28 protein-coding genes and 1 pseudogene are annotated in these 26,261 nt (G+C 41.8%); 27 read left to right on the top strand and 2 right to left on the bottom strand.

Annotated features, from left to right (window positions below):
- The 7 genes and pseudogenes from B7709_RS04320 to recA form a co-directional block, all read left to right on the top strand.
- A pseudogene (locus B7709_RS04320) lies at window positions 1-755 on the top strand (hypothetical protein); the annotation flags it as partial.
- A 424-nt stretch (window positions 756-1,179) separates the two neighbouring features.
- The gene (locus tag B7709_RS04315; protein WP_084971916.1) at window positions 1,180-1,803 is read left to right on the top strand and encodes a hypothetical protein; all 624 of its coding nucleotides are present in this window, start codon (window positions 1,180-1,182) and stop codon (window positions 1,801-1,803) included.
- A 103-nt stretch (window positions 1,804-1,906) separates the two neighbouring features.
- Window positions 1,907-2,350, top strand: coding sequence for a tRNA (adenosine(37)-N6)-threonylcarbamoyltransferase complex ATPase subunit type 1 TsaE (gene tsaE, locus B7709_RS04310; protein ID WP_084971868.1), 444 nt, complete (start codon window positions 1,907-1,909; stop codon window positions 2,348-2,350).
- Window positions 2,340-2,861, top strand: coding sequence for a GNAT family N-acetyltransferase (locus B7709_RS04305; protein WP_084971867.1), 522 nt, complete (start codon window positions 2,340-2,342; stop codon window positions 2,859-2,861). Before tsaE ends, B7709_RS04305 begins: the two co-directional genes overlap by 11 nt.
- 4 nt (window positions 2,862-2,865) lie before the next feature.
- Window positions 2,866-3,900: a glycopolymer--peptidoglycan transferase LytR gene (lytR, locus tag B7709_RS04300; RefSeq protein ID WP_084971866.1), complete on the top strand. Its 1,035-nt coding sequence runs from the start codon at window positions 2,866-2,868 to the stop codon at window positions 3,898-3,900.
- Between the two features lie 73 nt (window positions 3,901-3,973).
- The gene (locus B7709_RS04295) at window positions 3,974-5,230 is read left to right on the top strand and encodes a competence/damage-inducible protein A (protein WP_084971865.1); all 1,257 of its coding nucleotides are present in this window, start codon (window positions 3,974-3,976) and stop codon (window positions 5,228-5,230) included.
- A gap of 54 nt (window positions 5,231-5,284) precedes the next feature.
- Window positions 5,285-6,436 carry a recombinase RecA gene (gene recA, locus B7709_RS04290; protein ID WP_084971864.1) on the top strand — a complete coding sequence of 384 codons (1,152 nt, stop codon included), beginning with the start codon at window positions 5,285-5,287 and terminating at the stop codon, window positions 6,434-6,436.
- 57 nt (window positions 6,437-6,493) lie between these two features.
- On the opposite strand, the gene B7709_RS04285 is transcribed toward recA, so the two are convergent.
- Entirely contained in the window at window positions 6,494-7,048 is a 555-nt protein-coding gene (locus tag B7709_RS04285; protein ID WP_084971863.1) for a GNAT family N-acetyltransferase, read from the bottom strand.
- Window positions 7,049-7,157: 109 nt separating this feature from the next.
- Between B7709_RS04285 and B7709_RS04280 the strand changes: the two genes are divergently transcribed.
- Window positions 7,158-8,528 carry an MATE family efflux transporter gene (locus B7709_RS04280; RefSeq protein WP_084971862.1) on the top strand — a complete coding sequence of 457 codons (1,371 nt, stop codon included), beginning with the start codon at window positions 7,158-7,160 and terminating at the stop codon, window positions 8,526-8,528.
- 96 nt (window positions 8,529-8,624) lie between these two features.
- Window positions 8,625-9,341: a YebC/PmpR family DNA-binding transcriptional regulator gene (locus B7709_RS04275; protein ID WP_084971861.1), complete on the top strand. Its 717-nt coding sequence runs from the start codon at window positions 8,625-8,627 to the stop codon at window positions 9,339-9,341.
- A gap of 48 nt (window positions 9,342-9,389) precedes the next feature.
- Here B7709_RS04275 and B7709_RS04270 read toward each other — a convergent pair whose 3' ends face one another.
- Window positions 9,390-10,094 (bottom strand): DUF308 domain-containing protein, encoded by a 705-nt coding sequence (locus B7709_RS04270; RefSeq protein ID WP_084971860.1) that lies wholly within the window; start codon window positions 10,092-10,094, stop codon window positions 9,390-9,392.
- Window positions 10,095-10,287: 193 nt separating this feature from the next.
- Between B7709_RS04270 and B7709_RS04265 the strand changes: the two genes are divergently transcribed.
- The 18 genes from B7709_RS04265 to fusA all read left to right on the top strand — a co-directional run bounded on the left by B7709_RS04265 (window position 10,288) and on the right by fusA (window position 25,988).
- A complete protein-coding gene (locus B7709_RS04265) occupies window positions 10,288-10,749 on the top strand; it encodes a MarR family winged helix-turn-helix transcriptional regulator (protein WP_084971859.1) in 462 nt (153 codons plus the stop codon).
- Window positions 10,733-12,502, top strand: coding sequence for an ABC transporter ATP-binding protein (locus B7709_RS04260; RefSeq protein WP_084971858.1), 1,770 nt, complete (start codon window positions 10,733-10,735; stop codon window positions 12,500-12,502). Before B7709_RS04265 ends, B7709_RS04260 begins: the two co-directional genes overlap by 17 nt.
- Complete coding sequence (locus B7709_RS04255; RefSeq protein ID WP_084971857.1) at window positions 12,492-14,252, top strand: ABC transporter ATP-binding protein; 1,761 nt, start codon at window positions 12,492-12,494, stop codon at window positions 14,250-14,252. Before B7709_RS04260 ends, B7709_RS04255 begins: the two co-directional genes overlap by 11 nt.
- A 94-nt stretch (window positions 14,253-14,346) precedes the next feature.
- Window positions 14,347-14,850, top strand: a complete 504-nt coding sequence (locus B7709_RS04250; RefSeq protein ID WP_084971856.1) for a phosphatase PAP2 family protein — start codon at window positions 14,347-14,349, stop codon at window positions 14,848-14,850.
- A 113-nt stretch (window positions 14,851-14,963) separates the two neighbouring features.
- Window positions 14,964-15,410: a LytTR family DNA-binding domain-containing protein gene (locus B7709_RS04245; RefSeq protein WP_000776591.1), complete on the top strand. Its 447-nt coding sequence runs from the start codon at window positions 14,964-14,966 to the stop codon at window positions 15,408-15,410.
- A 5-nt stretch (window positions 15,411-15,415) separates the two neighbouring features.
- Complete coding sequence (locus tag B7709_RS04240) at window positions 15,416-16,090, top strand: LiaF transmembrane domain-containing protein (RefSeq protein ID WP_084971855.1); 675 nt, start codon at window positions 15,416-15,418, stop codon at window positions 16,088-16,090.
- A 105-nt stretch (window positions 16,091-16,195) separates the two neighbouring features.
- On the top strand, window positions 16,196-16,384 hold the full coding sequence (rpmB, locus tag B7709_RS04235; protein WP_001140948.1) for a 50S ribosomal protein L28: 189 nt from the start codon (window positions 16,196-16,198) through the stop codon (window positions 16,382-16,384).
- Between the two features lie 152 nt (window positions 16,385-16,536).
- Window positions 16,537-16,902 carry an Asp23/Gls24 family envelope stress response protein gene (locus tag B7709_RS04230; RefSeq protein ID WP_000216441.1) on the top strand — a complete coding sequence of 122 codons (366 nt, stop codon included), beginning with the start codon at window positions 16,537-16,539 and terminating at the stop codon, window positions 16,900-16,902.
- Window positions 16,903-16,904: 2 nt separating this feature from the next.
- A complete protein-coding gene (locus B7709_RS04225; RefSeq protein ID WP_000036686.1) occupies window positions 16,905-18,572 on the top strand; it encodes a DAK2 domain-containing protein in 1,668 nt (555 codons plus the stop codon).
- 124 nt (window positions 18,573-18,696) lie between these two features.
- The gene (locus B7709_RS04220) at window positions 18,697-18,903 is read left to right on the top strand and encodes a hypothetical protein (protein ID WP_000390701.1); all 207 of its coding nucleotides are present in this window, start codon (window positions 18,697-18,699) and stop codon (window positions 18,901-18,903) included.
- Window positions 18,900-19,094, top strand: a complete 195-nt coding sequence (locus tag B7709_RS04215; RefSeq protein ID WP_000709165.1) for a hypothetical protein — start codon at window positions 18,900-18,902, stop codon at window positions 19,092-19,094. The genes B7709_RS04220 and B7709_RS04215 overlap by 4 nt, the downstream gene beginning before the upstream one ends.
- Window positions 19,081-19,956 (top strand): ABC transporter ATP-binding protein, encoded by an 876-nt coding sequence (locus tag B7709_RS04210; RefSeq protein ID WP_000216049.1) that lies wholly within the window; start codon window positions 19,081-19,083, stop codon window positions 19,954-19,956. The genes B7709_RS04215 and B7709_RS04210 overlap by 14 nt, the downstream gene beginning before the upstream one ends.
- A 12-nt stretch (window positions 19,957-19,968) precedes the next feature.
- Window positions 19,969-20,703 carry an ABC transporter permease gene (locus tag B7709_RS04205; protein WP_000794222.1) on the top strand — a complete coding sequence of 245 codons (735 nt, stop codon included), beginning with the start codon at window positions 19,969-19,971 and terminating at the stop codon, window positions 20,701-20,703.
- Window positions 20,704-20,707: 4 nt separating this feature from the next.
- Window positions 20,708-21,805, top strand: a complete 1,098-nt coding sequence (locus B7709_RS04200; protein ID WP_000890465.1) for a sensor histidine kinase — start codon at window positions 20,708-20,710, stop codon at window positions 21,803-21,805.
- Between the two features lies 1 nt (window position 21,806).
- Window positions 21,807-22,406, top strand: coding sequence for a response regulator transcription factor (locus B7709_RS04195; RefSeq protein ID WP_084971854.1), 600 nt, complete (start codon window positions 21,807-21,809; stop codon window positions 22,404-22,406).
- 317 nt (window positions 22,407-22,723) lie between these two features.
- Window positions 22,724-23,137 (top strand): 30S ribosomal protein S12, encoded by a 414-nt coding sequence (rpsL, locus tag B7709_RS04185; RefSeq protein WP_001142332.1) that lies wholly within the window; start codon window positions 22,724-22,726, stop codon window positions 23,135-23,137.
- Window positions 23,138-23,156: 19 nt separating this feature from the next.
- Window positions 23,157-23,627, top strand: a complete 471-nt coding sequence (rpsG, locus tag B7709_RS04180) for a 30S ribosomal protein S7 (RefSeq protein ID WP_000087873.1) — start codon at window positions 23,157-23,159, stop codon at window positions 23,625-23,627.
- 279 nt (window positions 23,628-23,906) lie between these two features.
- A complete protein-coding gene (gene fusA / locus B7709_RS04175; RefSeq protein WP_084971853.1) occupies window positions 23,907-25,988 on the top strand; it encodes an elongation factor G in 2,082 nt (693 codons plus the stop codon).
- Window positions 25,989-26,261: the final 273 nt, after the last annotated feature.

Genomic DNA, 26,261 nt, shown 5'->3' with positions numbered 1-26,261 from the left:
TTTCAGAGTCAGTTTCAGCAAGCCTTTCTGTTTCAGCCTCAGCTTCTGCCTCGCACAGTCTCTACGTAGAAGAGTCTTTGAGTCAAGCAGCTTCACAATCTCATAGTCTGTCGGTTTCAGAGTCAGTTTCAGCAAGCCTTTCTGTTTCAGCCTCAGCTTCTGCCTCGCACAGTCTCTACGTAGAAGAGTCTCTGAGTCAAGTAGCTTCCCTGTCTCATAGTCTGTCGGTTTCAGAGTCGGCATCCATTAGCTTGTCTGTTTCAGCTTCAACTTCTCACAGTGTACATGTAGAAGAGTCTTTGAGCCAAGCAGCTTCACAATCTCATAGTCTGTCGGTTTCAGAGTCAGTTTCAGCAAGCCTTTCTGTTTCAGCCTCAGCTTCTGCCTCGCACAGTCTCTACGTAGAAGAGTCTTTGAGTCAAGCAGCTTCAGAGTCAGTTTCAGCAAGCCTTTCAGTCTCAGCTTCGCACAGTGTATATGTAGAAGAGTCTCTAAGTCAAGAGGTATCCTTATCACATAGTTTCTCTGTATTGGAGTCGGTGTCTCACAGTCTGTCATTTGAACACTCCCTTAGTCTATCTGCTTCTGAATCGTCTTCTCAAAGTTTAGTGATAACAGAATCTCTCAGCGCTAGCCAAGCAGTTTCAAGTGATTTAGTGGCTTCAGAGTCAGCAACTGACAAAATGACTGTTGACTTTAGTAGCACTACACAAGACTTATCAAAATTAACATTGATAAACAAAAGAAACAAGTAGACGCTGAAGAGATAGACTTCGGTCTATATCCGAATGAGGAGATTGTACATGAATCCGTATCATTCATCCTTTCGTTTTATTTGAAAGGAGATGCTCTTATTTTCTACCGAAACCTTGGGGAAGATCAGACTGGTCTTCCTCTTTTTGATAGTCTAGGAGGTAGGCTTACAAATGATATGCTTGTTAAAGTTACGAAAATATGAGGAAATTTCAGAAAGTTGAGAGAATGTAGTATCTGAACAGAGTTGATTGAACGGTTGAATCTTTATCGTAACTATTTAACTAGAAAGCTAGAACAACTAGCTTAATGACTTGCTTTTTCAGATTTTTGTCAGTTGAGCGTTAAAATAGGACATTTGAGAAGAGGGGAGGGATTTTATCTTTCTTGCAGAGTATAATCATGTATACGAAGGGGGTACTGAAAATGATAAAATCAATTCGCATCTTATTGTTACTGGTTTTGATCCAGATTAGTCTGAGTAGCTGCTTGCTGTGGAAGGGAACCATCTTAACCTTAAAGCAGTCAAGCGCTTATTTTCTAGTGTTTATCGTATTGGCATCAGGTCTGTGTGCGGGCATGAATTTCTTTTATACTCGAGATCAGGATGTTCATAGCATTATAAACAGTCAGAAAAAAGTGAAACTATTTTATAGTACCTTGTTGGTCTTAAACCTAGTAGGTGTCTGTCTGGTATTGTCGGAGACTATTTTAACACGGACAGCTTTTCAGCAAGAGTTAGTAGATCTTTTCTTGCCCTCCTTCTTTTTCTTATTTGGGATTGATTTACTTGTCTTTTTACCATTTGAAAAGTACAGCCGAGATTTAGGAACTACTCTCGATAAGAAAAAAACAGTTGTCCTGACAGTTTTGGCAACCTTGCTATTCTTGAGAAATCCAATAACAGTCTTATCCATTGTTTTTTATGTCGGTTTGGGATTCATTTTTGCTCGTTTTCTGTTTCCAAAATCTATGAGAAGAGAATTTTCCTTTTACGGGCACGTAATCCGAGATATTTTACTTGTTAGCGCCATGTGTATATTCTTCTAAAAACGCTTTTCTATCAATAAAAATTCCCTATTTCACCAAATTTGTTATAGTAAGTTTGTAAAGAAAATTTACATAAAATAGAACTTTTTGGTATAATAGTAGCATGTACACAAAAAATGAAGAAGAGCTGATCAATCTGGGAGAACGCCTAGGGACCTTACTCCAAAAAAACGATGTTTTGATCTTGTCTGGAGAACTGGGTGCTGGTAAAACAACCTTTACTAAGGGTCTTGCCAAGGGCTTGGGTATTCGTCAGATGATAAAAAGTCCAACTTACACCATCGTGAGAGAGTATGAAGGTCGTTTGCCACTTTACCACTTGGATGTCTATCGGATTGAAGGGGATGCTGATTCTATTGACTTGGATGAGTTTCTCTTCGGTGGTGGTGTGACCGTTATTGAGTGGGGCCATCTTTTGGGTAAGGATTTACCAGATTCCTATTTGGAGTTGGAACTCTTGAAAGAAGCTGAAGGTCGTCGCCTCTATTTTACCGCTCAGGGTTCTCGTGCTGAACAACTGATTAAGGAGCTTCAAGATGGAGTATGAACTTTGTATTCGTGAGGCTGAATCTCATGATGCCGCTGCTTTGGTTGCATTCTTGGATCTAGTTGGTCAGGAGACAGATTTCACCAGTTTGGATGAAAATGGTATCCTGATGACAGAATCTGAAATGGCGCTTTTTATTGAAAAGCAAGCGACTTCAGATAATCAAATCACTCTCCTAGCCTTCCTGAATGATGAAATTGCAGGTGTTTTGAACATCACGGCAGAGCAACGTATACGGATTCGTCACATCGGGGATATCTTTTTGGTCATCCAAAGGAAGTTTTGGAATCATGGCTTAGGAAGCATACTCCTTGAAGAAGGTATTGAGTGGGCTAAAACTAGTGGAGTTCTGCATCGGTTGCAGCTCAGTGTACAAAAGCGCAACGAGGCAGCTATCCACCTCTATTCAAAATTTGGATTTGTTACAGAAGGCTTACAAGAAAGAGGAGCCTATTTAGAAGAAGGGATATTTTTAGACGTTTACCTGATGGGTAGACTGATAGATAAGTGATAAGATGGTAAAAAAAATAATCGGAATGCTATTAGCTTTTCTAGCAGTAACAGCTTTAGGTGTGGGTGCTTATGCCTATACTATTTATTATCAAGGAACAGAAACCTTAAGTAAAAAAACTTATAAGAAAATTGGTGAAGAAACCAACGTTATTGAAGCGACAGAACCTCTAACTATTCTCTTGATGGGGGTGGACACGGGAAATGAGGAACGTCTTGATCCTTGGGTAGGGAACAGCGATTCCATGATTCTCTTGACAGTCAATCCCAAAACCAAGAAAACCACTATGATGAGTTTGGAACGTGATATTTTGACTAAGATTGATCTTGGGAAAGGACAAATTCAGGAAGCAAAACTCAATGCTGCCTATGCCAATGGTGGTGCAGAGTTGGCTATTTCAACTATTCAAAAAATGATGAATATCCATATCGATCGTTATGTCATGGTTAACATGAAGGGATTGCAACAGCTAGTTGATGCAGTTGGGGGAATCACAGTAAATAACACACTTGGTTTCCCAATTTCCATTACTGACCAAGAGGAGTTTAATAAAATCTCAATCGGAGTCGGTGAGCAGACTTTGAATGGTGAGGAAGCTTTGGTATACTCACGGATGCGTTATCAGGATCCTGAAGGGGATTATGGTCGTCAAAAACGTCAACGTGAAGTCATTCAAAAAATTGTGGAAAAAGTCTTGAGTTTGAATAGCATCAGTCATTATCAGGCAATCCTAAAAGCGCTCAGTGAAAATATGCAGACCAACATAGACCTTTCAGCGAAAAGCGTACCTCAATTACTTGGTTATCAAGATTCTTTTAAAAATATTGAGACACTTCAACTTCGTGGTGAGGGCGAAGAATTACAGGGAATCTCTTACCAAATCGTAACGAGAGAGCATATGCTAGAAATGCAAAATCTCTTGCGCCGTTCCCTAGGGAGAGAAGATGTGACGGAGCTGGAGACCAACGCTGTTCTGTATGAAAATCTTTATGGTCGAACAGCACCTTCCACAAATGCTTCAAACGAAGAGATAGAATAAAACTAAGAATCAAATCGTGGGAAATTTCCTGCGATTTTTTCAAAAAAATTCGAATAGATAAGTAGGAGGAAACATGAAAGCAGAAATTATTGCTGTCGGAACAGAAATTTTAACAGGGCAGATTGTCAATACCAATGCTCAGTTTTTATCAGAGAAACTAGCCGAAATCGGGGTAGATGTCTACTTCCAAACAGCTGTTGGAGATAATGAAGCTCGTCTTTTGTCCTTGCTTGAAATTGCGAGCCAACGTAGTAATCTTGTGATTTTGACAGGGGGCTTGGGACCAACTGAGGATGATTTGACCAAACAAACCCTGGCAAAATTTTTAGGAAAAGATCTAGTGTTTGACCCTCAAGCGCAAGAGAAATTGGATATTTTCTTTGCTCATAGACCTGACTATGCTCGGACACCGAATAATGAGCGCCAAGCCCAAATTGTGGAAGGGACAACTCCACTGCCAAATGAAACAGGTTTAGCAGTCGGAGGGGTGTCGGAAGTGGATGGCGTAACCTACGTGGTCCTTCCAGGACCGCCAAGTGAGTTGAAACCCATGGTCTTAAATCAACTCTTACCCAAGTTAATGACTGGTACCAAGTTATACTCACGAGTGCTCCGTTTCTTTGGAATTGGGGAGAGTCAGTTGGTGACCATTTTGGCGGATTTGATTGACCATCAGACGGATCCGACTTTGGCGCCGTATGCCAAGACGGGAGAAGTGACCTTGCGTTTGTCCACAAAAGCAGTCAGTCAAGAAAAGGCTGATCAAGCACTGGATATCCTAGAAAGTCAAATCTTGAGTCGCCAAACTTTCGAGGGAATTTCTCTACGAGACATCTGTTATGGATATGGGGAGGAGACCAGCCTAGCAAGTGTCGTTGTAGAAGAGCTTAAGAAGAGACAGAAAAGCATTACTGCGGCAGAAAGCTTGACGGCAGGTCTCTTTCAAGCGACATTAGCAGACTTTTCAGGCGTTTCTGCCATCTTTAATGGCGGTTTTGTCACTTACAGTCTAGAAGAAAAGTCCAAGATGCTGGAAATTGCCGAGCAAGAGCTAAAAGAATACGGGGTCGTTTCTGAGTTTACGGCTCGAAAAATGGCAGAGCAGGCACGACTTAAGACTCAGTCTGACTACGGAGTTAGTTTGACGGGTGTGGCTGGACCAGATAGCCTAGAGGGTCATCCAGCTGGTACAGTTTTTATTGGACTGGCACATGCAAAAGGGACAGAGGTGATCAAGGCTAATATCGCAGGACGGAGTCGAGCAGATGTTCGACAGATTGCGGTCATGCATGCCTTTAACCTAGTTCGCAAGGCTTTATTAAGTGACTAAATTTTGGTATAATGAAAGATAGGTCTAAGGACCAGTAGAATATAGGAGAACAAAATGGCGAAAAAACCAACAAAAAAATTAGATGAAATTGGGAAAAAATTTGGAGCAGACCGTGAAAAAGCATTGAACGATGCTCTTAAATTGATTGAGAAAGACTTTGGTAAGGGTTCAATCATGCGCTTGGGCGAGCGTGCAGAGCAAAAAGTTCAAGTGATGAGTTCAGGTTCATTGGCTCTGGACATTGCTCTTGGTTCAGGTGGTTATCCTAAGGGACGTATCATCGAAATCTATGGACCAGAATCATCTGGTAAAACAACCGTTGCCCTTCACGCTGTTGCGCAAGCTCAAAAAGAAGGCGGTATTGCAGCCTTTATCGATGCGGAACACGCACTTGATCCAGCCTATGCAGCAGCCCTTGGTGTGAATATTGACGAATTGCTCTTATCACAACCAGACTCAGGTGAGCAAGGTCTTGAAATTGCAGGGAAATTGATTGACTCAGGTGCAGTTGACCTCGTCGTTATCGACTCGGTTGCGGCCCTTGTGCCTCGTGCGGAAATTGATGGGGATATTGGAGACAGTCACGTTGGTTTGCAAGCTCGTATGATGAGCCAGGCCATGCGTAAACTCGGAGCTTCTATCAATAAAACCAAAACAATTGCTATCTTTATCAACCAATTGCGTGAAAAAGTTGGGGTCATGTTTGGAAACCCAGAAACAACACCTGGTGGACGTGCTCTGAAATTTTATGCTTCGGTGCGTTTGGATGTTCGTGGAAGTACGCAAATCAAGGGAACTGGTGACCAAAAAGATACCAATGTCGGTAAGGAAACCAAGATTAAGGTTGTTAAAAATAAGGTGGCTCCTCCATTTAAGGAAGCCTTTGTTGAAATCATGTACGGAGAAGGAATTTCTAAGACTGGTGAGCTCTTGAAGATTGCAAGTGATCTCGATATTATCCAAAAAGCGGGAGCATGGTACTCTTACAAGGGTGAAAAAATCGGACAAGGATCTGAAAATGCTAAGAAATACTTGGCGGATCACCCAGAAATCTTTGATGCCATTGACCACCAAGTCCGTGTTCAATATGGCTTGATTGAAGATGAAGAAGGGACAACTCCTACCTCTGTTGCGGAAGATCTAGCACCTAACCAAGAAGTAACGCTTGACCTAGGTGATGGACTTGAAATCGAAATTGAAGAATAACATAAAAAGTAGCAGATAATGAACTGCTACTTTTTATGTTTGTTTCAGATGAAAGAACTAATGGTCACTAAAACGACGATACTCGATATGAAAGTCAAAATAATGCTCATCCTGTAACTTTTGGAAGATGTCGCGATAGGCTTCTTCGTCAAAATAGTCGCCACGGTAGAGAATTTCAAAACTCAAATCATCGTACTCTAGAAAAGCATTGGCTGTTTTAAAGCCATTTTGTCGATAGAAGTCCATGCGGGCCTTTCTTTGCTCCAAGTTATCGCATTCTTCATCCAAGCGCTCGACTTCCAGCAACATGGTTCGCTGGTAAAAATCTGTCAGCTTTTCGATGATTTCCTTTCCGTACCCATGGCTCCTCAAGTGGGGCATGATGGCAAAAAAGCTGATATAGAAGGCCTTTGGGTTGGAAATAGAGAAAGCAAAGCCGACAAACTCTTCTTGGTTATAAAAGGCAAAAAAGTGGGCGTCTTCTCGATCTTGATAGCGTAAAAACTCTGACAGAGGGACTCGTTCTTCCTCGGGGAATGCTTCCTTGTTTAGCTTTTCAACCTTATCAAGATCTGGAAATGCATCGGTTATTAATTGACTGGTCAAACTCATAAGTGACCTCCTTTTCTTGATTATAGCAAATTGTCTCTCTGTAAGCAATTGATTGCAAACTTAGTGATAGAGCCTTGTCGCTCCTCTAGAAAGCTGATATAATAGCTTTATGAATAAGAAACGATCCGTGGACTTGATACATGGTCCTATTCTTCCTGCGCTGTTAAGCTTTGCCTTTCCAATCTTGCTGTCTAATATTTTCCAACAGCTCTATAACACTGCGGACGTCTTGATTGTTGGGCGTTTTCTTGGCCAAGAATCCTTGGCAGCAGTAGGGGCGACAACTGCCATTTTTGACTTGATTATAGGCTTTACGCTTGGTGTTGGAAATGGCATGGGGATTGTCATTGCCCGCTATTATGGGGCTCGTAATTTCACTAAAATCAAGGAAGCAGTAGCAGCGACTTGGATTCTAGGTACTCTTTTGAGCATTCTGGTTATGCTGATGGGATTTGTCGGTCTGTATCCACTCTTGCAATATTTAGATACTCCTGTAGAAATCCTCCCCCAATCCTATCAATATATTTCTATGATTGTGACTTGTGTAGGCGTCAGCTTTGCCTATAATCTCTTTGCAGGCTTGTTGCGGTCTATTGGTGATAGTCTGGCTGCGCTTGGTTTTCTGATTTTCTCTGCCTTGGTCAATGTGATTCTGGATCTCTATTTTATTACGCAACTGCAACTGGGAGTTCAATCTGCGGGACTTGCTACTATTATTTCACAAGGGTTATCAGCGGTTCTTTGCTTTTATTATATCCGCAAGAGCGTTCCGGAACTGCTCCCTCAACTCAAGCATTTTAAATGGAACAAGGCCCTGTATGCAGATCTCTTGGAGCAAGGTTTGGCTATGGGATTGATGAGTTCGATTGTGTCCATTGGTAGTGTGATTTTACAGTCGTCTGTCAATACTTTTGGAGCAGTGATTATTAGTGCGCAAACAGCGGCGCGACGCATTATGGCTTTTGCTCTTCTTCCCATGACGGCTATTTCTTCTGCCATGACGACCCTTGCCTCTCAGAATCTTGGGGCTAAGCGACCAGATCGCATTGTTCAAGGTCTTCGAATTGGCAGTCGCCTGAGTATGTCCTGGGCAGGCTTTATCTGTATCTTTCTCTTGTTTGCTAGTCCGACCTTGATTTCCTTCTTGGCCAGTTCAACGGATGGTTACTTGGTCGAAAATGGTAGCCTCTACCTGCAAATTAGTTCAGCCTTTTATCCGATTTTGAGCCTTTTGTTGATTTATCGGAATTGTTTACAGGGTTTGGGTCAAAAAGTCCTTCCTCTGGTATCTAGTTTTATCGAACTAATCGGTAAAATTGCTTTTGTGGTCTTGATTATCCCTTGGGCAGGCTATAGGGGGGTCATCCTTTGTGAACCTCTCATCTGGGTTGCCATGACCATACAACTTTACTTCTCGCTTTTCCGTCACCCCTTGATAAAAGAAGGCAAGGAAATCTTGGCAACAAAAGTACCATCCTAGCTTGATTTGCTAAATAAAATCCATTTCCTCTAGTGAAAATCGAAAAAACTTGTGTTATAATAAGAAAGATTAAAATGTGAAAAAAGGAGATTCCTAATGGGACGTAAATGGGCCAATATCGTAGCCAAGAAAACGGCTAAAGATGGAGCTAACTCTAAAGTATATGCAAAATTTGGTGTAGAAATCTATGTAGCAGCTAAAAAAGGTGATCCAGATCCAGAATCAAACACTGCTTTGAAATTCGTTATCGACCGTGCCAAACAAGCCCAAGTGCCAAAACACGTTATCGATAAAGCGATTGATAAAGCAAAAGGAAACACAGATGAAACCTTTACAGAAGGACGTTACGAAGGCTTTGGACCAAATGGTTCGATGCTAATCGTAGACACCTTGACATCAAACGTCAACCGTACCGCAGCCAATGTCCGTGCAGCTTTTGGTAAAAACGGTGGAAACATGGGTGCTTCAGGTTCAGTTTCTTACCTCTTCGATAACAAAGGTGTTATTGTATTTGCTGGTGAAGATGCGGATGCCATCTTTGAACTGTTGCTTGAAGCAGATGTGGATGTGGATGATGTAGAAGCAGAAGATGGAACAATCACTGTTTACACAGCGCCAACTGACCTTCACAAGGCTATCGTTGCCCTTCGTGAGTCAGGTATCCAAGAATTCCAAGTGACTGAATTGGAAATGATTCCTCAGTCAGAAGTTGAGTTGTCAGGTGAAGATTTGGAAACCTTTGAAAAACTTTACAGCGTTCTTGAAGACGACGAAGATGTACAAAAGATCTATACCAATGTAGATGGATTCTAATAGAAAAACGAACAGTTTTATTAACTGTTCGTTTTTTTATATTGGAACTTAGATTCTGGTTCCAGAATCTCTTTGTTGCTGGTTTTTTTCTAGATCTAGACCGACTGCATGTTTTTGGACGAGCAAGAGCTGTCCATTGTCCTGTTTTGCAAAAGTTAAGGTAACAGTCTTGGTCTTGTCTCCAATGGAGATATAGGTGATTTTTTTCGTATTGTAACCCCCAAGAGTGAAGTCAAACTCGGAATCTGGCTTTCCGTGTTTGTTGATAATATCCTTGTAATTGGTACCACCTTTTCCTTTGTTATCAAGGTCACCTTCAATTAAAGCGTCGAACTGTTCTTGGGTCCAAGTGAAGGAATCCTCTTCCTCCTCTTCAGGGATGAAATCGTTGCTATCATCTGTCAAGCCGCTTTCTTCTTCGCGTTCCATTGAGGAACTTGCCTCTCTATAGGAACGGTTAAACTCCCTGACAAACTCTTTGTAGACATTAGCGTACAGTATCTGGGTCGTAAAGAAAAGTACAACTGAAGCAATTGCGAGGGATGTTCCGATAATGGCCATTGTTTTTCGTTTTTTGAGGTTGACGATAAGGCCGATAATTCCCAAGATAAATGCAACAATGGCGATGAAAAATGACAGATAGTTAACAAATGGAATCCAGGAACCTAAAAGTGCGATGGCTCCAAAAATGGTTGCTAAAATCCCTAAAATTTTTTGTTCTTCTGGTTTCATTTGAAAGTTTTCTCCCTTCATCGAGTGAATGGATATCAATCCACAGTAGTTAGTGCTTATTATAGAGAAAATATCTGCTGATGTCAATTCTGACTAAGATAGTTCTCAAGGAAACTTTTTTCTTGACATTTCTTCTGGAAGTGATAAAATAGTTCTCATGGAAACTTATTTAGTTCCTAGGAGAACTAAATACAAGGGTTAGAAAGGAGCAATCATGGATAAACCGATGTTGGTCTTTAAGCGTTTTGGGCACCAGGTTCATCTGATGGTACAGAAAGAAGCCAAGAGATGTGGCATTGAATTTATGGGTGGACCGCAAGGACAGGTCCTACGGATTTTAGATCATCGTGAGCATGATCAAGAATTAACGCTTATCAAGGATATTGAACAAGAACTCAATATTACTAAATCTGTGGCCAGTAACTTGGTCAAGCGTATGGTACAAAATGGTTTGGTCGAGTTAGAGGCCAGTCCAAGTGATAAACGAGCAAAATTTGTTCGTTTGACCGACAAATCACGATCTCAGATGCAAAAAGTTAAGGCATTTTTTGATCGGATCGATCAGAGTCTGCTAGAGGGTGTTTCAAAGTCGGATTTGGAAATCTTTGAAAAGGTTCTCGGTCAGTTGCAAGAAAATGTTGAGAAGATAGGAGGAGAGGATGAAGAAACTCGCTAAACGTATTACAGGAAAAGAGTGGGGGATGATCGTTCTTACGATTTTATTCACTTGTTTCTCGGTCTATCTCGAGTTAGAGGTGCCGACCTATATTTCACAAATTACAGAATTACTCGGAACGCCCGGAACGCAGTTGGGTGAGCTCTGGTCACCAGCTGCGAAGATGATTGGTTTGTCTTTATTGGCCTTCTTATCATCTGTTATGGTTGGTTTCTTTGCCGCTCGCGTTGCAGCATCCTATACAACTCATCTACGTAGTGACGTGTTTCATCAGGTTTTGGACTTTTCACAGACAGAAATCAAGCGATTTTCAATCCCAAGCCTCTTGACTCGGACGACTAATGATATTACGCAGATACAGATGCTCTTTACTATGGGCTTACAGGTAGTGACTCGTGGGCCTATCATGGCCATCTGGGCCATCGGAAAAATCCTTGGGAAGTCAGAATACTGGCTCTGGGCAGTAGTGGTTGCAGTCATTGTCAATGTCTTGATGACCACTGTTCTCATGACTCTAGCCTTTCCAAAACAATCTGTCATTCAAAAACTGACGGATAAGCTTAACAGCATCACCCGTGAAAGTCTGACAGGGATTCGAGTGGTTCGTGCCTATAATGCTGAGGATTATCAGGATAAGAAATTTGAAGCAGCCAATGATGAGGTGACACGTCTTAATCTCTTTGTCAACCGATTGATGGCTATTATGAACCCGATTATGATGGCCATTTCAAGTGGACTAAGTTTAGCCATTTACTGGATTGGTGCCTATATCATCAACGATGCAAGTTTGACTGAACGTCTGCCGCTCTTTAGTGATATGGTGGTCTTTATGTCCTATGCTATGCAGATCGTGATGGGCTTCCTTCTCATGGGGGCACTCTTTATCGTTCTTCCTCGTACCTTGGTTTCTGCAGGCCGTATCAATCAAGTGTTGGATCTGCACTCTTCTATTGAAAATCCTAGTCACCCACAGACAGCGGATTCTTCAGTTCAGGGACGAGTGGAATTTTGTGATGTGACTTTCCGCTACTCTAAAAACTCTGAAGCAGTCGTAGAACATGTCACTTTCAAAGCAGAGGCGGGTCAAACCGTGGCCTTCATCGGATCGACTGGTTCTGGTAAATCTACACTTGTCAACCTCTTGCCTCGTTTTTACGACGTTTCAGATGGAGAAATCCTAGTGGACGGAGTTAATGTTCAAGATTATGATTTGGTAGATTTGCGCAATAAGGTCGGCTATATTCCACAAAAAGCTGTCCTCTTTTCTGGAGATGTCAAGGGGAACTTGGACTTTGGTAAGAGCCAAGAAACTCCTCTAAGCGAGATTGCCATGTGGCAAGCTCTGGAATTGGCCCAGTCTAAAACCTTTATCGAGGATAAGGAAGCAGGTCTTGCCTCAGAAGTGGCCCAAGGTGGGACCAACTTCTCAGGGGGGCAAAGACAGCGTTTGGCCATTGCGCGTGCCTTGGCTCGTAAGCCAGAGATTCTTATCTTCGATGACTCTTTCTCAGCTTTGGACTACAAGACAGACCGGATCTTGCGCCAAGAACTTGCTCAAAAAACACGATCCATGACCAAACTCATCGTAGCGCAGCGGATTTCTACCATTATGGATGCAGACTTGATCTTAGTATTGGATCAGGGAAAAGTCGTGGGACAAGGCACCCACAAGGAACTTCTAGCCACCAACGAAGTCTACCAAGAAATTGCCTACTCACAACTATCGAAGGAGGAATTGGAACATGGAAAATAAAAAAGTGTCGGTCTGGGAACAGTGCAAACCTTATATGGCAGGCCTCCAACTCCCTCTCCTAATAGCAGTTGTGGCTGCAGTCATTTCAAGCATCATTACCGTTTATGGGCCAACTAAGATTAAAGAAATTACTAACTTGATTTCAGATGGCTTGATGACAGGAATTGACTTGGTAGCCATCTCAAACATTGCTGGATTTCTAGTTGTCCTATATGTGTTTGGAGCCATCCTTAATTACACACAGGCCTATATCTTTTCAACGAGTATTCAACATTTTTCAAAACGCTTGCGGACGGCAATCGCTGAAAAAATCAATCGTTTGCCACTTGCTTACTTTGACCGTCATTCTCAAGGGGACACCCTTTCGCGCGTGACCAATGATGTGGATACAGCAGCTCAATCTCTCAACCAAAGTCTAGGAACAGTGCTCTCAGCTAGCTTCTTGTTGATTGCTGTTTTGATTACCATGTTTGGGATGAACTGGATTTTAGCACTGGTAACTGTTGTCTCAACCTTACTAGGATTTGTGGCCGTTTCTGTCATTATGGCTAAGTCACAAGGTTACTTTAAAGCCCAACAAAATAATCTCGCAGCTGTGAATGGTTATGTAGAGGAAATGTATTCGGGACACAATGTGGTAACGAGCTATAATGCCGTTGATGCTACGAAAGAAACATTCGCAGGTTTAAACCAAAATTTGCACGACAGTATCTGGAAATCTCAGTTTATCTCTGGTATTATGATGCCAGCCATGATCTTTGTTGGGAACTTTAGTTATGTTTTGGTCATCATCGTAGGGGCCGCGCTAGCGTTAGAGGGACATATCAGTATCGGGATTATCGTAGCCTTTATGGTCTATGTGCGTACCTTCTCACAACCCTTATCTCAAATTGCCCAAGGGATTACGAGCTTGCAACAAGCGAGTGCAGCCATGACTCGTGTATTAGAATTTCTAGCTGAAGCTGAGATGCAGGATGAATCTCATAAGGACAGACAATTGAACAACATGAAAGGGGAAGTAGTCTTTGATCACGTGTCCTTTGGCTATACACCAGAGCGCACCATTATCCATGACTTTTCTGCGATAGCTCATGCTGGTCAAAAGGTTGCGATTGTTGGACCGACTGGAGCTGGTAAGACAACTATTGTCAATCTTTTGATGAAATTCTATGAGATTGATAAGGGAAGTATCCGTATCGATGGTGTGGATACTAAGGACATAAAGCGCTCAGAAGTGCACGATGCCTTTTCAATGGTTTTGCAGGACACTTGGCTCTTTGAAGGAACCATTCGAGAAAATCTCATCTACAATCAGACAGACATCAGTGATGAACGAATGATGGAAGCCAGCAAGGCTGTGGGAATCCACCACTTTATCATGACCTTGCCAGATGGCTATGATACCGTCTTGGACGACACCGTGACCTTGTCTGTCGGACAAAAACAACTCTTGACCATCGCTCGTGCTTTGTTGAAAGACGCGCCGCTCTTGATTTTGGATGAAGCGACCTCTTCTGTTGACACCCGTACGGAGGAATTGATCCAAAAAGCTATGGACCGTTTGATGGAAGGAAGAACTTCCTTTGTCATCGCCCACCGCTTGTCAACCATCCGTAATGCTGATTTGATTCTTGTCATGAAAGATGGTAATATCATCGAACAAGGCAATCACGAGGAACTGATGGAACAAGGTGGCTTCTACGCTGACCTGTACAACAGTCAATTTACAGAAGATGAAGCCGCAGAATAAATCAAAAGAAGGCTTGACGGCCTTCTTTTTCTGCACTATACTAGAAGGCAAGCGCCTCACATAGAGACAAAAAAGTAATGAATGAGAAGAATAAATGAAAAATTATCAAAAATGGTATAGAAACATCAGCTCCAAACTAACTAGCCATCCCACCCTTTTATTTCTGTTACGCAGTTTCAATCGTTTGATGACAGTAGCTATGCCCATGGTCTATCTGGCCTTGCTAGTCACCACTTACCTGCAGCTAGGACTTGGTCAGCAAGTCGGGGTCTATTTGCTTGTCCCCGCCTCGGGATTTGTTATCTTGTCCCTGTTTCGTAAGAAAATCAATCACCCGCGCCCTTACGAAACTTGGGACATCGACCCATTACTTGACAAGGATAGTTCGGGACAGTCTATGCCCAGTCGCCACGTCTTTTCAGCAACTATCATCTCTATGGCCTGTTTCCATGCTTGGACTTTTATCGGAACGATCTTGCTTATTTGCTCAGGAATCTTAGCCTTGGTCCGAGTGCTAGGTGGTGTTCATTATCCCAAGGATGTCTTGGTTGGCTATGCTTGTGGTCTTGCGTGGGGAGGTCTTTTCTTCCTATTCTGATATGTAAGTCAAGCTAGTCTTACAACCACTTGCTACTTTAATTTTACCACTTGCTTTTTTGCCCTTGTTTTCCCATCTTAGCTTTGATATAGTAGAGTCAGAAAGGAGATGTGATGAAGTTACGAATTGAGATTGACGGCAATTTAGAGGAGACTGAAATTGTCATCAAGACCCCCACTTTGACAGATGAAATTGCGGACTTGCAACGACTCTTGCAAGAGTCAAAGGCTCCGAGGTTGACTTTTTACAAGGGGACAGGTGAATATTATTTAGACCTGTCAGAAATTCTCTTCTTTGAAACAGAAGGGAGCAAGATCTACGCTCATAACCAGAAAGAAGCCTATGAAGTACGTCTCAAACTTTATGAGTTGGAGTCCATCCTGCCTCGCTATTTTAGTCGAGTTTCCAAGTCAACGATCGCAAACATCCGTCAGATTTACTCAGTGGACAAGTCCTTTTCAGGAACGGGCACCATTTCCTTTTATCAGACGCATAAGGAGGTTCATGTCTCGCGGCATTACCAATCCCTCCTAAAAGAAAATCTAAGAAACATGAGGTAAAAAACATGAAAAAGAAAGCATTTGGTATTGTTTTGTTAGTATTGGCAGCTTGGATCTTGCTGCAAGGAAATTTTGGAATCCCTTCTTTGGATGGCAAAATATGGCCTTTGATTGGTATTGCCTTTTTTGCTTACCAATCAGTTGAAGCTTTGCTTCGTCGTCACCTGACATCAGCAGTTTTTACCGCTCTAGTAGCCTTAATGATTACGAATCATTTTTATAACATTTTTCCTATTCCAAACCAGTCTTTGTTTTGGGCTAGTATCTTAGCAGTGCTAGGTGTCGGCTATCTCACTCACTCAAGTAAGTTTTGGTACGGCAAAAAATGGTGGTACAACGGTGAACGAACAGTCATCACGGATAAGGAAGTCGCTTTTGGTAGTGGAACTTTCTATAAGCAAGATCAAGATCTCGTAGATGACCAAGTGGAAGTCGCTTTTGGAGATGCTAAAATCTACTATGACAATGCAGAGATGTTAGGTGATTTTGCGACTTTAAATATTGAAGTTGCCTTCGGAAATGCAACAGTCTATGTCCCACAACACTGGCGTGTAGACTTGAAAGTAGAAACATCCTTTGGTGCAGCTAAGGCAGATGCTCCTGTAGCACCAACCAGCAAAACTTTGATTATTCGTGGGGAAGTTGCTTTTGGTAAACTTGGAGTTGTTTACGTCAAATAAAAAAATATTTTAATTCTCTTGATAAATTCAAGAAAGTGTGATAACATAGTACGGTATGTGGTGCTAGCACATCCGCTATATTAGATCTAATAGGAGGAAAACACAATGGCTAAAGTATGTTACTTTACAGGTCGTAAGACTGTATCTGGAAATAACCGTTCACACGCGATGAACCAAACAAAACGTGCCGTAAAACCAAACCTTCAAAAAGTTACTGTTCTTATCGATGGTAAACCTAAAAAAGTTTGGGCTTCAGCTCGTGCTTTGAAATCAGGTAAAGTTGAACGCGTTTAATAAAAATGAAAAGGCCGCTTAGGTCTTTTTCTTTTGCTCGATAGATAAAACCATTTGAAAAATAGAGTAAATATCCGCCGATACAGCATTCTGCTTTTACACTTGGAATGAAATATGATAAAATAGAGTATCAACTAGTTGAGGTAAAAAAAATGACTGTAAAAATTAATACAAAAGATGGTCAAATCGAGCTGACAGATGAAGTGATTGCAACCGTTGTAGGTGGTGCAGCAACTGAGATTTTTGGTGTGGTCGGTATGGCTAGCAAAAATACCCTCAAAGATAATTTCCAAGCCCTTCTTGGCAAGGAAAATTATGCAAAAGGTGTAGTCGTGAAGGCAGCCGAAGATGGCAGCATTGCAGTTGATGTTTATACCGTCTTGAGCTACGGAACAAAGATTAGTGAAGTCTCAAAAAACATCCAAGAGCGCGTTCGTTTTAGTTTGGAAAACCAACTAGGAATCACTGCTCAGACTGTGAATGTCTACATTCAAAATATCAAAGTTGTAGGAGAATAATCGTGTCAAAAATTACTACCAGCTTATTTCAAGAAATGGTGCAGGCTGCATCAACTCGTTTGAATAAGCAAGCTGAATATGTCAATTCATTAAACGTCTTTCCAGTTCCAGATGGAGATACTGGGACAAACATGGGAATGACCATCGAGAATGGTGCCAAAGAAGTAGCAGACAAGCCAGCTTCTACAGTTGGAGAAGTGGCGAGCATTCTTGCTAAGGGACTCTTGATGGGTGCGCGTGGAAACTCAGGGGTTATCACTTCTCAGCTCTTCCGTGGATTTTCCCAAGCTATTAAGGAAAAAGACGAATTAACAGGTCAAGACTTGGCTCTTGCTTTCCAATCTGGTGTCGAAGTAGCCTACAAGGCGGTTATGAAACCAGTTGAGGGAACTATTTTGACAGTTTCTCGTGGTGCGGCCATTGGGGCTAAGAAAAAAGCCGAGGAGACAGATGATGCTGTTGAGGTCATGCGTGCAGCCTTGGAAGGTGCTAAGAGAGCTCTGGCTAAGACTCCTGATATGCTCCCAGTCTTGAAAGAGGTTGGTGTCGTGGACTCTGGTGGTCAAGGTTTGGTCTTCATCTATGAAGGTTTCCTTTCAGCACTCACTGGTGAATACAGCGCTTCTGAGGACTTTGTAGCGACCCCTGCCAACATGAGTGAAATGATCAATGCTGAACACCACAAGTCAGTTGCTGGACATGTGGCAACAGAAGATATTACCTTCGGTTACTGTACGGAGATCATGGTTGCTCTCAAACAAGGACCAACTTATTCTAAGGACTTTGACTATGATGAATTCCGTAACTACTTGAATGAACTTGGGGACTCGCTCCTTGTTGTCAACGATGATGAGATTGTCAAAGTTCACGTCCATACAGAAGATCCAGGTCTTGTCATGCAAGAAGGACTTAAATATGGTAGCTTGGTCAAGGTTAAAGTGGACAACATGCGCAACCAACACGAAGCACAAGTTGAAAAAGAAGCAGCACAAGTCAGCAAGCCAGCTGAAGAGAAGGAGTATGCCCTTATCGCAGTAGTAGCTGGTCAAGGATTGGCAGATATCTTCCGTGCCCAAGGTGTGGATTATGTCATCGAAGGCGGTCAGACGATGAACCCTTCAACAGAGGACTTTATCAAGGCTGTTGAACAGGTCAATGCTCGCAACATCATTTTCTTGCCAAACAATAAAAATATCTTTATGGCAGCTCAGTCAGCAGCTGAAGTGCTTGAACAACCAGCTGTTGTGGTAGAAGCACGTACAATTCCTCAAGGGTTGACAAGCCTGCTTGCCTTTGATCTAAGCAAATCAATCGAAGAAAACAAAGAACGCATGACTGCAGCCCTCAGTGATGTCATCAGCGGTAGTGTAACAACAGCCGTTCGTGATACAACTATCGATGGCTTGGAAATTCATGAAAATGACAATCTTGGTATGGTAGATGGAAAAATCCTCGTGTCAAATCCCGACATGCATCAAACCTTGACAGAAACCTTGAAACATATGTTGGACGAAGATAGTGAAATCGTGACTTTCTATGTCGGTGAAGATGGAAGCGAAGAACTTGCCAATGAAATTGCCCAAGAAATCGCAGAAGAATTTGAAGATGTTGAAGTAGAGATTCACCAAGGTCAACAACCTGTATATCCATATCTTTTCAGTGTGGAATAAAAATTTAATCGATTAAAAAGAAAGTTGATTTTGCAACTTTCTTTTTTTATGACATTTGTCATATTTCCTAGTGACAGAAGCATCTAGCTCCGCCAAATTCAAAAGACTATAATTGAAGTATGAAATGGAGGAAGAAGAAATGAAAAATAAAATGATTGTCGCAGTGAGTTTAGTAGCAGCAGGAGTTATGACCTATCTCATGTTTTCAGGATTGGACGAGGGTTTCTATCATTTTCCTTGGGAGCTCTTTGCTGGCTTTGGAATGATGTCTTGGCTTGTCAGAGAAGGTTTGAAATTGGTCAGAGATGTGAAAAAGGAGTTTGAGGAATGAAAAAAGCAATCATCTATTTCTTTATCGGCCTGTCACTCTTGGTATGGTTAGTGGAAATGTTTACTGGTTGGTTTGACCAAACCTTGCTTCGCCAATTCATTCGTGGTGCTTGGGGGTTTGGATTTATGATTTTTGTCGTTTTCCCTATGGGAATGAAGTGGTTGAAAGGAGAATCTCATGACTGTGATTAAAGTTGAGAAATTGAGTAAGAAAATAAAAGACAAGGAGATCTTGCGGAACATCTCTTTTGAAATCAACGATGGTGAATGTGTCGCCTTGATCGGGCCTAACGGAGCAGGAAAAACAACCTTGATTGATTGCCTCTTGGGCGACAAGTTCGTGAGCTCAGGTCAGATAGCCATTCAAGGCTTTGCACCAACAGATCCTCGATTAAAGCAGCTTATTTCTGTCTTACCCCAAGAAAATGCAGTTGTCCAAAGCTTGAAAGTGAAAGAACTTCTATCATTTTTCAAGTCACTTTATCCCGACAGTCTTTCAGACAAAGAAATTGATGACTTGCTGAGATTCTCAGACAAGCAGAAAAATCAGCTAGCGGGCAAGTTGTCTGGTGGGCAAAAACGTTTGTTCTCTTTCGTGTTGACTTTAATCGGTCGTCCGAAAATTCTATTTTTAGACGAGCCAACTGCTGCCATGGATACCTCGACACGTCAGCATTTTTGGGAGATTGTCGATCACTTGAAGAAAAATGGTGTGACCATTGTCTATTCTTCTCACTATATCGAAGAGGTGGAGCATACGGCTGATCGCATCTTAGTCCTCCACAAGGGTGAATTGATTCGTGATACGACACCTTATGCCATGCGTGGTGAAGAACAAGAAAAACACTTTACCGTACCTCTAACTTATCAAGATTTTGTCAGTACCTTGACTATGGTTCAAGAGCTTGAAATCAAGCAAAATGCTCTTTCCTTCACAACCAAAGAAGCCAGCCAAGTATGGGAAGCCTTGCAAGAACAGGGCTGCACGATCGAAGAAATTGAAGTTCGCAATCGAACTCTCTTAGACAGTATTTTCGAAACGACTCAAGACTAAAGGAGATTGACGATGAAAAATATGACAAGTCTCATGAAAGTGGAAATCATTCTGATGAAACGGCAAGCAGTCTACTACTTGCTATCCATCGGACTTCCAAGTGTGTTTTACCTTATTTTCTCTGGTATGATGTCAGGGTCAGACATTCCAGAAATTGCTCTTCAAGCCTATCTTTTTGCCATGACGCTCTTTAGTATCATGTCAAGCGCCTTTTTCAGTATCCCTAGCACACTCGAGTCTGATAAGACAAACAACTGGCAAAAATTGATTCAACATTCTCCAGTATCTATGGTAGAATATTATGTATCAAAACTGTTCAGTACTCTGCTGACTTTCTTGTTATCAATTATAGTTGTCTTTTCGGTTGGTCATTTTGTCCGTGGAGTGACTCTGCCTTGGCTTGATTGGTTGGTGATTGGAGTTATTTTGCTGGTCGGAAGCGTGGTCTTTATCAGCATGGGTGTCTTGGTGAGCTTGCTTCCCAGTGCTCAATTGATGACGGTTATTGGAAATATTGCCTATATTGCTTTGGCTGTCCTAGGTGGACTCTGGTTCCCTTTGAGTTCCTTCCCAGAATGGCTCCAATCCATTGGAAAACTGACTCCAACCTATCAACTGATGCAGGTCGTCTCTACTTATATGGAACACCACGAGTTTAACATTCTTGCCACCTTGGTTGTACTAGGTTATACAGTTTTCTTTGGTGTACTGGTAATCCAGCTGAAAAAACGGATCGAGGTAAAATAAATCTATGTTGGAAAAATTAAAAAACACTCATTATATGTTTCATATTTCATTAGTGTTTATCATCTTTCCTATAGCGGGTGTCATCAGTGGAGAGTACCCGCTTTTAACCTTGTTCTGGACATTATTATTTGTCTTAGCCTTTTATTCGATTTTATTAAGTCAAAACCGTACTGTGCAGTGGCTGGCTTGGTGGGTCATGATTGCCTACATTTTTTATACATCGGTTTGGCTGAATTCGGGTTTCACATGGTTTATCTTTTATTTATCTAATCTCCTCATTTATGAGCTGGATGAGATTTCTCTTCACTCTTGGCGTTTTGTCAGTTTTGTTGTCTTGCAGCCATTGATTTTAACCGGGATTTATATGGTCAATCATGTTAGTCCCTGGCAACTGCTCTTTTTCTTGCTGACCTTTGTCTTTTCTGATGCTTTTACCTTTGGTCTCTACCGAATTCGAGTATCAGAGGAAATAAAAGAAGAAAAGAGAAAGCAAAATGCTAAGCTCAATCTTTTCTTGGCTGAAAATGAACGCAGTCGTATCGGCCAGGATCTCCATGACAGTCTAGGCCATACCTTCGCCATGCTGAGTGTGAAGACGGATCTTGCCCTCCAACTTCTTCAAATGCAGGCCTATCCTCAAGTGGAAAAAGAATTAAAAGAAATTCATCAGATCAGTAAAGAATCTATGAATGAAGTTCGTACCATCATTGAAAATCTCAAAACCAGAACACTTGCTTCCGAGTTTGTGACTGTTAAAAAAATGCTGGAAATTGCAGGAATTGAAACGGAAATCAATCACCAACTAGATACTGCTAGCCTAACTCAGGAATTAGAATCAACGGCCTCCATGATTTTACTTGAGTTAGTGACCAACATCATCAAACATGCCAAAGCGTCGAAAGCCTACTTAAAATTAGAACGAACAGAGAAAGAACTCATTTTAACAGTAAGAGATGATGGCTGTGGCTTTGCTTCTCTAAAAGGAGATGAGCTCCATACCGTTCGAGACCGTGTCCTTCCTTTTTCAGGAGAAGTAAAGGTAATCAGTCAGAAACAGCCGACTGAAGTGCAGGTTCGACTACCTTATAAGGAGAGAAACTAAGATGAAACTACTTGTTGCAGAAGATCAAAGTATGTTGCGAGATGCTATGTGCCAGTTGCTTACCTTTCAACCAGATGTAGAGTCTGTCCTACAAGCCAAGAATGGGCAAGAAGCAATCCAACTTTTAGAAAAAGAGTCTGTAGATATCGCCATTCTTGATGTAGAGATGCCTGTTAAGACAGGTCTCGAAGTCTTGGAGTGGATACGAGCAGAAAAGTTAGAAACAAAGGTAGTTGTGGTGACAACCTTCAAGCGCCCAGGCTATTTTGAACGAGCGATCAAGGCTGGAGTGGATGCTTATGTCTTAAAAGAAAGAAGCATTGCAGACCTCATGCAAACCTTGCACACTGTTCTCGAAGGGCGCAAGGAATATTCCCCTGAATTGATGGAAGTGGTGATGACGCATCCCAATCCGTTAACAGAGCAAGAAATCGCTGTTTTAAAGGGAATCGCTCAGGGCTTATCTAATCAAGAAATCGCAGACCAACTCTATCTATCAAATGGAACCGTCCGAAACTATGTCACCAATATTCTTTCGAAACTAGATGCTGGTAATCGAACAGAGGCAGCCAATGTCGCAAAAGAATCTGGTTGGCTTTGATAAGAAGAGTTAAAAAATTCCGAAACGATAACTTGAATCGAAGGAAATCCATAGAATTTAGGAGGCAAAATTGCCTCCTTTTCTTTGTTTAAAAAAGCGGTTAGAGCTAGTGTCAAAGAGATAAAAGATCAGAATAAAAACGAAAAATATCTTGACAATGAAGGAAAAAATGTGTTACAATAATAGACGGTACTTTTTACTTTTGGTCTCTCAAAAGTGTACAGGGACGTGCTGACAAATGTTGCAAAAGTACACACAGATGGTAGCTGTCACCAAGTGTATCATCACCAAAAATAAAAAAACACAGGAGAATGTAGATGCCTACAATTAACCAATTGGTTCGCAAACCGCGTAAATCAAAAGTAGAAAAATCTAAATCACCAGCTTTGAACGTTGGTTACAACAGTCATAAAAAAGTTCAAACAAACGTTTCTTCACCACAAAAACGTGGTGTTGCGACTCGTGTTGGAACAATGACACCTAAAAAACCTAACTCTGCCCTTCGTAAATTCGCTCGTGTACGTTTGAGCAACCTTATCGAAGTTACTGCCTACATCCCAGGTATCGGACACAACTTGCAAGAGCACAGCGTGGTGCTTCTTCGTGGTGGACGTGTAAAAGACCTTCCAGGGGTACGTTACCATATCGTCCGTGGTGCACTTGATACTGCAGGTGTTAACGATCGTAAACAAGGCCGTTCTAAATACGGTACTAAACGTCCAAAAGCATAAGGAAAGGGGATAAAGAGAAATGAGTCGTAAAAATAGAGCTCCAAAACGTGACGTATTGCCAGATCCGCTTTACAATTCACAACTAGTTACTCGTCTTATCAACCGCGTTATGCTTGATGGTAAACGTGGTACAGCTGCTTCAATCGTTTACGGTGCTTTTGAGCAAATCAAAGAAGCTACTGGCAACGATGCACTTGAAGTATTTGAAACAGCTATGGAAAACATCATGCCTGTACTTGAAGTACGTGCACGTCGTGTTGGTGGATCTAACTACCAAGTCCCAGTTGAAGTTCGTCCAGAACGTCGTACAACACTTGGACTTCGTTGGTTGGTAACAATCGCTCGTCTTCGTGGTGAACACACAATGCAAGATCGTCTTGCAAAAGAAATCTTGGATGCTGCGAACAACACTGGTGCAGCAGTTAAGAAACGTGAAGACACTCACCGTATGGCTGAAGCTAACCGTGCCTTCGCACACTTCCGTTGGTAAGATAGGATACGAAAGCGTTAAGAAAGTCCAAGAGAAAATAGGGAATCGAAGTAGGTTGCGATTGCAACCAATGAGATTCATCTTTTTCTCCAGACTTTTAGCTTGAGTTCAACTTAGCTAACTTAAGCTTTTAGCCCGAGTTCAATTTAACTTACCATCTCGTAAGTTGAAACCAACAAAAACAAGATAAACATTGAGAACGGGTAGGTCCTGCCTATCCGTTTTTTCTAAATAATGTTATAATAGATTGTAAAATAAAAAATAGGAGAAACTAACCTCATGGCACGCGAATTTTCACTTGAAAAAACTCGTAATATCGGTATCATGGCTCACGTTGATGCCGGTAAAACAACAACTACTGAGCGTATTCTTTACTACACTGGTAAAATCCACAAAATCGGTGAAACTCACGAAGGTGCGTCACAAATGGACTGGATGGAGCAAGAGCAAGAACGTGGTATCACTATCACATCTGCTGCGACAACAGCTCAATGGAACAACCACCGCGTAAACATCATCGACACACCAGGACACGTGGACTTCACAATCGAAGTACAACGTTCTCTTCGTGTATTGGACGGTGCGGTTACTGTTCTTGACTCACAATCAGGTGTTGAGCCTCAAACTGAAACAGTTTGGCGTCAAGCAACTGAGTATGGAGTTCCACGTATCGTATTTGCCAACAAAATGGACAAAATCGGTGCTGACTTCCTTTACTCAGTAAGCACTCTTCACGACCGTCTTCAAGCAAACGCACACCCAATCCAATTGCCAATCGGTGCTGAAGATGACTTCCGCGGTATCATCGACTTGATCAAGATGAAAGCTGAAATCTATACTAACGACCTTGGTACTGATATCCTTGAAGAAGATATTCCAGCTGAATACCTTGACCAAGCTCAAGAATACCGTGAAAAATTGGTTGAAGCAGTTGCTGAAACTGATGAAGACTTGATGATGAAATACCTTGAAGGTGAAGAAATCACTAACGAAGAATTGAAAGTTGCTATCCGTAAAGCAACTATCAACGTTGAATTCTTCCCAGTATTGTGTGGTTCTGCCTTCAAGAACAAGGGTGTTCAATTGATGCTTGATGCGGTTATCGATTACCTTCCAAGCCCACTTGACATCCCAGCAATCAAAGGTATCAACCCAGATACAGACGAAGAAGAAACTCGTCCAGCATCTGACGAAGAGCCATTCGCAGCTCTTGCTTTCAAGATTGCAACAGACCCATTTGTAGGTCGTTTGACATTCTTCCGTGTATACTCAGGTGTTCTTCAATCAGGTTCTTACGTAATGAACACTTCTAAAGGTAAACGTGAACGTATCGGACGTCTTGTGCAATTGCATGCCAATAGTCGTCAAGAAATCGAAACCGTTTATGCTGGTGATATTGCAGCTGCTATTGGTTTGAAGGATACAACTACTGGTGATTCATTGACAGATGAAAAAGCTAAAATCATCCTTGAGTCAATCCACGTTCCAGAACCAGTTATCCAGTTGATGGTTGAGCCAAAATCTAAAGCTGACCAAGATAAGATGGGTATCGCCCTTCAAAAATTGGCTGAAGAAGATCCAACATTCCGCGTTGAAACAAACGTTGAAACTGGTGAAACAGTTATCTCAGGTATGGGTGAACTTCACCTTGACGTCCTTGTTGACCGTATGCGTCGTGAGTTCAAAGTGGAAGCAAACGTAGGTGCTCCTCAAGTATCTTACCGTGAAACATTCCGCGCTTCTACTCAAGCACGTGGATTCTTCAAACGTCAGTCTGGTGGTAAAGGTCAATTCGGTGATGTTTGGATTGAATTTACTCCAAACGAAGAAGGAAAAGGATTCGAATTCGAAAACGCAATCGTCGGTGGTGTGGTTCCTCGTGAATTTATCCCAGCGGTTGAAAAAGGTTTGGTAGAATCTATGGCTAACGGTGTTCTTGCAGGTTATCCAATGGTTGACGTTAAAGCTAAACTTTACGATGGTTCATACCACGATGTCGACTCATCTGAAACTGCCTTCAAGATCGCGGCTTCACTTGCCCTTAAAGAAGCTGCTAAATCAGCACAACCAGCTATCCTTGAGCCAATGATGCTTGTAACCATTACTGTTCCTGAAGAAAACCTTGGTGATGTTATGGGTCACGTAACTGCTCGTCGTGGACGTGTAGATGGTATGGAAGCTCACGGTAACAGCCAAATCGTTCGTGCTTACGTTCCACTTGCTGAAATGTTCGGTTACGCAACAGTTCTTCGTTCAGCATCACAAGGACGTGGTACCTTCATGATGGTATTTGACCACTACGAAGATGTACCTAAGTCAGTACAAGAAGAAATCATTAAGAAAAACAAAGGTGAAGACTAATCAGTCCTCGCTCTAGAAGGAAGTCACTTGGTGGCTTCCTTTTTTATGCCTTTCTCAAGCATCTTGTATGTCTATATTTGCAAAATGAAAGAAATCTAGTAAGGATTTTAGAAAGTCTATTTACTAAGAAAATAGAGAAAGTTAATAAATGAAAGTTAATAAAGAATCCGATTTTGTTTAAATTGTTAATAAAAATTATAAAAACATTCATAAATACACTCTTAGATAGAAAATTCAGAAAATTGATACTTTTGCCTTGAAAATATTTGAAAA

Origin of the sequence: Streptococcus oralis subsp. dentisani (assembly GCF_002096335.1) — a bacterium.
Taxonomy (GTDB): domain Bacteria; phylum Bacillota; class Bacilli; order Lactobacillales; family Streptococcaceae; genus Streptococcus; species Streptococcus oralis_Z.
Note: the sequence above shows the minus strand (reverse complement) of the source record. Positions and strands in the feature narration are given on the sequence as shown.